This is a genomic window from Chromobacterium aquaticum (genome assembly GCF_021129195.1).
Taxonomy (GTDB): Bacteria; Pseudomonadota; Gammaproteobacteria; order Burkholderiales; family Chromobacteriaceae; genus Chromobacterium; species Chromobacterium aquaticum.
Genome location: NZ_JAJOHW010000115.1, coordinates 21,538 through 28,908, shown reverse-complemented (window position 1 = coordinate 28,908; position 7,371 = coordinate 21,538). Strand labels below are relative to the sequence as shown.

General features: G+C 57.7%; 8 protein-coding genes. 7 read left to right on the top strand and 1 reads right to left on the bottom strand.

Annotated elements, in window-relative coordinates; genetic code table 11:
* The 3 genes from LQT98_RS17900 to LQT98_RS17890 all read left to right on the top strand — a co-directional run.
* On the top strand, window positions 1-1,007 hold a 1,007-nt coding region (locus LQT98_RS17900), incomplete at its 5' end, for a hypothetical protein (protein WP_231464016.1).
* Between the two features lie 367 nt (window positions 1,008-1,374).
* Window positions 1,375-1,653, top strand: coding sequence for a type II toxin-antitoxin system RelE/ParE family toxin (locus LQT98_RS17895; RefSeq protein ID WP_231464014.1), 279 nt, complete (start codon window positions 1,375-1,377; stop codon window positions 1,651-1,653).
* An 11-nt stretch (window positions 1,654-1,664) separates the two neighbouring features.
* On the top strand, window positions 1,665-1,982 hold the full coding sequence (locus LQT98_RS17890) for a HigA family addiction module antitoxin (protein ID WP_231464012.1): 318 nt from the start codon (window positions 1,665-1,667) through the stop codon (window positions 1,980-1,982).
* Between the two features lie 380 nt (window positions 1,983-2,362).
* Here the strand turns inward: LQT98_RS17890 and LQT98_RS17885 are convergent, their stop codons facing one another.
* Window positions 2,363-2,557, bottom strand: coding sequence for a hypothetical protein (locus LQT98_RS17885; RefSeq protein ID WP_231464010.1), 195 nt, complete (start codon window positions 2,555-2,557; stop codon window positions 2,363-2,365).
* 227 nt (window positions 2,558-2,784) lie between these two features.
* Between LQT98_RS17885 and LQT98_RS17880 the strand changes: the two genes are divergently transcribed.
* The 4 genes from LQT98_RS17880 to LQT98_RS17865 are packed head-to-tail and all read left to right on the top strand — an operon-like array spanning window position 2,785 to window position 7,356.
* The gene (locus tag LQT98_RS17880; RefSeq protein WP_231464008.1) at window positions 2,785-3,195 is read left to right on the top strand and encodes a hypothetical protein; all 411 of its coding nucleotides are present in this window, start codon (window positions 2,785-2,787) and stop codon (window positions 3,193-3,195) included.
* Between the two features lie 15 nt (window positions 3,196-3,210).
* Window positions 3,211-3,723, top strand: coding sequence for a hypothetical protein (locus tag LQT98_RS17875; RefSeq protein ID WP_231464006.1), 513 nt, complete (start codon window positions 3,211-3,213; stop codon window positions 3,721-3,723).
* Window positions 3,724-3,756: 33 nt separating this feature from the next.
* Complete coding sequence (locus tag LQT98_RS17870; RefSeq protein WP_231464004.1) at window positions 3,757-5,145, top strand: hypothetical protein; 1,389 nt, start codon at window positions 3,757-3,759, stop codon at window positions 5,143-5,145.
* Between the two features lie 48 nt (window positions 5,146-5,193).
* Window positions 5,194-7,356, top strand: coding sequence for a DotA/TraY family protein (locus tag LQT98_RS17865; RefSeq protein WP_231464003.1), 2,163 nt, complete (start codon window positions 5,194-5,196; stop codon window positions 7,354-7,356).
* The last annotated feature ends 15 nt before the right edge of the window (window positions 7,357-7,371 follow it).

Genomic DNA, 7,371 nt, shown 5'->3' with positions numbered 1-7,371 from the left:
CTCTTGTCAGGACACTTCAGTCAGAAGTATCAACCCAGCTTGAACTGACCGCCGCGGCCCTTTGCGACTTGAAAGTCAGCTTGGACAGATACGCGCGGGAACGGATGGGGCAACCATTCCTGGACGATTGGATGGACAACCCAGGGGGAAATACCTGCGCATACCATGGGCATACTTTTCTAAAGCTAGTGCTGCCTTTCATGGATTGGGAAGACGAGCCTGGACGGAAAGCCTTCCAGGCTTTTGTTGACCCCAAGCATGTTCTGGGGGCCAGCATTAAGGGCCTCCCGGAGCATGTGCCAGATGACCAGGTCGAGGAAAGAATTGCTGGCTATCGCAGCCATTTCGGCTCCCTGGACCATGCTTGCTATATCCGCTATCGCGCGCTGGGCTTATATTGGGCGCATGAGGGCAAACACCGCGTCGCATTTATGCGTGCTCATGAACAAACCACCATTGCCACCTGGGTCCGGGAAGCCAACTATCCCGAACCGGAGCGGATCGTGGTGATTGCCCCAAGGGACGAACGCGACGAATGGCTGGCCATGCTGGATGGGCAGTACCTCCAGGTCCTGCGGCGGCCCAGAGTGTCCCTACGGCTCCTGACTGACTACGGTGTCAGAACGTCGAGATGGTCGGAGATTCCTAACCTGCCAAACGAACAAGCAGTCAGGGAGGCCATCTATGCGCGCAGACTCCATCGTCAACCCAGAACCTTAGCTGAGCGGGATCGGACCCTGGATCTGGAAGATATCCGCAAACAGCAGAAGTCTGCTTCCTCCCTGGTAGACAGAGGCCTTCACGAACTCGCACCCCTCCGCCTCATCTGGCGACATTACCTTTACACTGCAGCTGGCTGCATCGTCGCCGGCTTGATCTTGGCCAGCATTCCCTTCGATGGGCTGAAATCGGTTGGCTGGATGCTGCTAGGCACCGCCTTCGGCCTGGCCCTGGCGCTCTCGCTGATCCGTTTCCGCGGCCCGCAGCAGGTCGAGTTAGATCCATAACGCCATTTTCCTGACGATGTGGCGTTCCCCTTGCGGGGCCCAGGCTGTCGTGCTGTGCATCGAGTCTTCAGGATAGATACGCGGTCCGACTCGACGTGCTGGCGGACGCCGGCCGACGCTACCTGTTCAAGAAATCGCTTCTGCCGTCGGACGATACTTGGGTCGGTCAGGTCCTGGACCGGCTGGGTTATGGTGTGCCCTGAGCAGAAATTCCTGCCATTAGCGAGGGACTTAGGCAGGTGGTAAACTGCGATGCTCAATGCGGTTGCTCAAGCGGTTGATGAAACGTATATCAAACGCTGCAATGAAATCCTTAGCTAAATTCAATTGGAAAGTCGTATAGCAAGACTATACACTCAGTGCGTCAATGATCAAATCCTTTGCACATGCCGGACTGGAAACGTTCTTTCATACCGGTTCAAAGAAAGGCATTCAGCCTCACCATGAGCAACGTCTGAAACGGCAACTTTTTGCGTTGAACCACGCATGTAAGCCGGAAGACATGGGTGTACCAGGCTGGAAACTGCACCCGCTGGGCGGAAAGATGGCAGGGCATTGGTCGATCACAGTCAACGGCAACTGGCGCCTCACTTTCAAGTTTGAAGGCCAAGATGCATTCGTTGTGGACTACCAGGATTATCACTAAGGACTTTCATCATGGCTTCTATGTTCTCTCCTCCGCACCCGGGCGAGCTGTTGTCTGAGTGGATCGAAGGGCTGGATGGCATGAACATCACCCAGTTTGCTAAGGCGATCCACATCACCCGTGCACAGCTATCCCGCATCATTCACGGTCATGCCGCCATCACGCCTGAAATCGCTGTGCGCCTGGAGTTGGCGCTGGGGACCAGCAGCGCGATGTGGATCGGCATGCAGGGCGAGTACGACGTTTGGCAGGCTCGCCAAAGTGAACGGCCGGCCATCCAACAGATTTCACAACCCGTCGTGGAGGCTGTCGAGGCTATCTACGCGTAAGGCTCCACCCTCTCCCCCCCAAAAAAAACCGGCTTTGTGCCGGTTTTTTTCTGCCTGAGCACCAGGCCGCGTCTGTCATCACCGTCGCGGCCCGAGTGCCCTCGAGTGCAGCCCACCATCGAAGTTGCGCTTGTTGCAAATAACAATGACGCGTCAGGTTTGTAGTTACACCCCAACGCCGATTGTGAGTCTGCCGGGTCGATGGCAAGCCCAGTGACAACCAGACAGGATTCTGGTTGGTTACAATTAATTTTACAAAACCAAGATTTTGATTACGAACCCAATGCCATTAATTTAAAGCCTCAACAATTGTTGTTGACCGGTCACATTAAAATGCATTGAGTTGACTATAAAAACAGTTGTGTCAAAAAATGGCATAGTCAACTCGAAATGCTATTCTTTTCTTCACGTATTCTTTTCAAAAAAGCTCTCACCTCATTTTCCTCATCAGGTGTCATCCATAGCGCAACCTGAATGAATCCCTGAGCCCTCATCCTCTCCTTGAAGGCTGCCTGTCGCATAGAGTTTGCATTCTGCAACGATTTATTTTTACCATTTACATCCTTATCAGACATTCATTGATCTCCTGTTATGATGCAAGTATACTAGACGTTACTAGTAACGCAAATAATCAACCATAAACATGCTGTTACTACTAAAGCAATTGAAAAGATATAAAAGTTTCACGAATTAGGTAACTCAAAAGCAATTTAAGTTTTATCCGGCTTAAAAAGTCGGCCCACCTGATAGTTCCAGCTATCAGGTGGGCCTAACCACAACCCGACTATCATGGAGTCGAATAATGGCTAACACACATTTTAACGCACCTTGCGTTGCTTTGGATGTCCGGGCGAAAGACCGCGATTTTTCCAACATTGCCATTTCGGCCGAGCTCTTGCTCTTGCCCGAGTTCGCCCAAGCAAACGAGTTCTTCCAGTCGCAAGACTTCCCACTCGACCTCCCAGAAGGCCTCGCAGGCAGCATCCGTGCTGATGGCCGCTTCATCCGTCTCGATGGTTCATGGAACCCAACGCTAGAAGGCTATGCACGCCTGATCGGCTGGCCGTACGACGACATGTTCGTGGTGCGCTTCGCCAAAGGCATGGCAATCGACTTCAGCGAGTCAGTCGTCCTCTGGGTCGACTTCGACGAGTACTGCCCCCACGTCTCCTGGCAATCGACTGCCTGGACCAAACCCAAACAAAACGCCTAATCCGAGGACTCAACCATGCAGAACTCTATCCGCAAAATCGCTCGCGCAGTGCTGCTTGCCGCGCTCCCAATCTCGCTGCTGTCCGGGTGCGTCTCGGCGGTGCCATACGACGCAAGCCTAACGGGTACAACATACCTAGGCATCGTCACGTCAGTGAACAACCCCAAAGTCGTTAAGAACACTGCTGTCGAGTTCAAGAAGATGTCCGGGCAGGACATCCCAAAGGGCCAGGACCTTATCAAGGTCCTGCGGCACTACGGCACCGTTGATGGATGGCAATGGGCAGGCTCTTTCGCCCAGCCAGGAATGTTTGAAGTGGGGGACATCATCGAGTGGATTTATCCCGCCTCCGAGAAGGAATACGGCGAAATCCGCCTGGTCACCAAATGGAATGATGACAAGCCGGGCGGCTGCTACTGGAAGGGCGGGTTCCGTTACGAGTCTGGCGACGTAGTCTGCGACCACAGTGCGGACGGCCCCAAACTTCGCCGCGAAAACGCGGCCTGGTGGCTCGATCACCAGCCCTAAACCTCCAGCCAACAACACGAAGGGAAAAGAGCCATGCCGTTTCTCAGAAAATTGCTACGCCCGATCAGCAGCATCACGCTGCTGTTCTATCTGGCCATGACGATGTGGGCCCCGATCGCGCGCGCCGGCATCTCCGAGGCGCAATACCGGCAAGCGATCTACATGCTCCAGGGCGACATCCGCTACACACGCAACGACTTGGGGGCACTGATCGCCCAAATTCCGCCTAGCCAGTTGGCTGACAGCCTCTACGCGACCTACGCGGCCAAACCGCAGATCTATGCGCGGTATCACCCGGAGAGCGCTACCGGCCGCATCGATGTGGTTACGCTCCGCCGGCTGCCAAGTGGTGGCGTAGAGCTCCAGATCCGCTCCTGGGCACCCAAGGACGGTAGTAAGTGGGCGCGCAACCGCTATGGCGACGGAACACCCGTACCCGGCAACTTCCGGGGCGCAAACCCATTCTGGGCTTTTTACGCCGACCGTTCTTGCGTTGGAGTGAACTACACCGGCTCCAAAAACGACAACTGGCACGAGCCTTGGGACCGCTTCCCGAACAGCAACCCCGTGTGTGATGAATGGCGCAACCTGAACCCGAGCGCGTTTTTTGCAGCAGTGGGGATGGCTATGAAGTTTTATCGTAGTGACAACGCGATGGTGGGGGTGGCTGAAACGCGCATCAACCAAGGGACACGCGAAGATGGGAACATTTTCGTGAAGAAAACAACGACGTACTTGGATGCGTATGTGAAACCGCACTGGTATATGGGCACCGCCTACGGCCGCGGCGGCACATCGCTGAGCGCCTCCTACTGCGTGATCGCCAGTGACGCTAACAATCCGTGCCCACGTGACCTGGTGGTGGACGCCGGCGCCAACTTCGTTGACTGGAACAAGGGCGATCTGAATACCTCCGAGTACCACGCCTTCAACCATGAGGAAACAAAGTCTGGCTTGGGTTTCATTTCATTCATCATCATCTCATTCGCACTGGCGTGGGCGGGTGGGTTCGCGTTGACGGGCGTGGCGGGGATGACTGCAGGCTCGGGAGCCGCACTTGGTGCCGGCGCCACCTGGGGCGCAACGGCGTATGCCGTCGCCGGCGCGGGCCTCTACGCCGGCCTGTCGATGGCTGTCAGCGGCAATGCAGGCGTGCCCCTTACCACAACCCAGAATGGCTTCCTCGGGAACATAAACAATGGCGTGCTCAACGCCCCCACCTCCGGCTCAGCCTGGGACCCGACGCCGGCCGTACGGCAGAGCTACACGCAGGCCAGCCCGGGTAATGTGCCAGGAGCAGCTGGGCAAGAGTTCAACAACCGACGCTACCAGCAGGGCGACTGGAAAAACCCGCAGGACGCTTACAACCTCAAGCTGCAGCGTGATCGCGGCATGACACCACAAGCACTGCCGCAGCAGTAACGTTCTGCCGCCCCCTCGAGGGCGGCTCTCATTTCTGAAGGGGTCAATATGAAGACTCGGCGATTGATGGGCTTCGTCCTCATGCTGTGGTCGCTGGCCATCCGGGCTGCCGACATGGGCCTGATCACGGAGGCCGCACAGCGCGCCGGCGACAAGTCGCGCGAAGCGCTCGTCACCATCTACGGCAACGTGGTAAACAATCCGCTGGCTACAGACGGCGGCGGCGACACTGTACTGGCAAGCATTTTTCAGGTATCCAACGGCATCATCATGGTGATTGCCGGCCTGTTCGTCGGCTATCAGCTGTTCAGGAAAACCGCGCAAACCGCGCACGATGGCAGCGTGTTCGACCGGGCCCAGCACACATTCTGGCAGCCGGTCCGGATCGTATTCGGCATGTGCTCGCTGTTCCCAACTGCCAACGGCTGGTGCGTCGCTCAGCTGCTGCTGCTTTGGTCCGCGGCCAGCGTAGGCGTGGGCAGCGGCAACCTGGCCACAGATGCGGCGATCGTGGCGTTCCGTGACGGCAAATCCATGGTAATGCAGCCGGTCGCGCCCAGCACAGTACGCCTGGCGCGTAACGTGTTCGAGTCCGACCTGTGCATGCACAGCATCAACGCCGGCCTGGCACAGGCACAGGCCAATGGTGCACTGCTACCAGAGGACAGTTTTGTGCAGCAGCGCGCAACCAATAGCGGCTTTGCGCTCCAGAACGCGAGCTTTGTATGCGGCGGAGCGGATCTCAACTCCGATTTCGCGCCACAGGCGCAGTCCACCAACTGGTTCGGCCCGACCATTGACACCTCAGCCGTCCGCCAGGCGCACCTGACTGCCCTGCAGCAACTACAGGCAACACTGAACCCGGCGGCTCAGCAGTTCGTCAACGCGGTGGTGCAACGCCAGACCAGCGGCGCCGCGCTACCCGACGCCGAGCTGGCGATCCAGTCTGCCGCACAGCAATACGAAAACACGGTCAACGCTGCGATCGGCACCAAACAGGGCGAGCTATCAGCCTTGGCCGACAAGCTCGCCGGCGCGATCCAGCAAGGCGGCTGGCTCACTTTGGGAGCTTGGTACCAGACCTTCGCCCAGGCCAACACCAAGTTGTCCGACGCGGCGGCTGCCACCGCACACACTTACGGCGCGTCGGCCGGCGGCGATCCGGCCATGCTGTCGGTGTACGATGCCGCACTTGAGGCGTTCCGGGCCCAGCAGGCGTCGACCTCGCACGCGGCTGCCCTAGACAACTCCGGCGACCAGCAGAGCAAGGCCCGTTCAGCAACAGATCCGGCGCAGGTGATCGGCTCCTGGTTCAAGGCCCCGGGCCAACGCCTGGTCAATGCGCTGGTGAACGTCAATGCGTTTGCCGGCCAGAACGGCCAGGTGAACCCGCTGATCAAGATGAAGAACATCGGCGACTATACGCTGGGAATCGCGGAGGCCGGTATCGCCGGCTATACCGGCCTCAAGGTCGTGACCAGTGTGACCAACGGAGGTAGCATCATCGGCCTGGCCTCCTCTGCGCTGAACCTCACCACCGGCGCGCGCGATGTGATGCAGGGTGTTGCCGATGGTGTCGCGCCGTTCCTGGTGCCGCTGATCCTGTTGCTGCTGCTGATCGGCGGCATGCTGAGCACTTATATCCCGATGGTGCCGTTCATCATCTGGTTCGGCGCCGCGATCAACTGGATGGCAGTTGTGGGCGAAGGAGTGATGGCAACGCCGCTGTGGGCCTTCACTCACCTCGGCGCACAAGGGGACGGCATGGGCGATCGATCGGCACACGGCTACGTCTTCCTGCTGAACGCGATGCTGCGGCCGCTGCTGATGGTGATGGGTTTTTTCCTGGGCGGTGCGATTGTCATCGCCGGCGGCACGCTGCTCAACGGATTGTTCGGTATCGCCGTGGCCAACGCACAGTTTGACTCGATCACAGGTATGGTGAGCGTGCTGTTTTACCTGTTCATCTACCTGTCCATGGCGACCAACCTGATCCACACTGCCTTCAACTTGATCTACCTGGTGCCAGACCAGGTCATCAACTGGGTGGGAGGCCACATCCATGGCACGCTCGGTCGCGACGACAACGACAAGATGCGTCAGGCCGTGATGGCATTCATCGGCAATTTCGATCGCCATGCCTTCACGAATAAGCCCACACAACCCAAGCCCGGGAGCGAGCGGCAGAACCAGAACGGTATCCGGTCATAGATACAGACCTGCTCA

Coding starts and splice junctions, on each gene's coding strand:
- LQT98_RS17885 (WP_231464010.1), bottom strand. CDS start 2,557: ATGTCTGATAAGGATGTAAATGGTAAAAATAAATCGTTGCAGAATGCA.
- LQT98_RS17890 (WP_231464012.1), top strand. CDS start 1,665: ATGGCTTCTATGTTCTCTCCTCCGCACCCGGGCGAGCTGTTGTCTGAG.
- LQT98_RS17895 (WP_231464014.1), top strand. CDS start 1,375: ATGATCAAATCCTTTGCACATGCCGGACTGGAAACGTTCTTTCATACC.
- LQT98_RS17875 (WP_231464006.1), top strand. CDS start 3,211: ATGCAGAACTCTATCCGCAAAATCGCTCGCGCAGTGCTGCTTGCCGCG.
- LQT98_RS17870 (WP_231464004.1), top strand. CDS start 3,757: ATGCCGTTTCTCAGAAAATTGCTACGCCCGATCAGCAGCATCACGCTG.
- LQT98_RS17865 (WP_231464003.1), top strand. CDS start 5,194: ATGAAGACTCGGCGATTGATGGGCTTCGTCCTCATGCTGTGGTCGCTG.
- LQT98_RS17880 (WP_231464008.1), top strand. CDS start 2,785: ATGGCTAACACACATTTTAACGCACCTTGCGTTGCTTTGGATGTCCGG.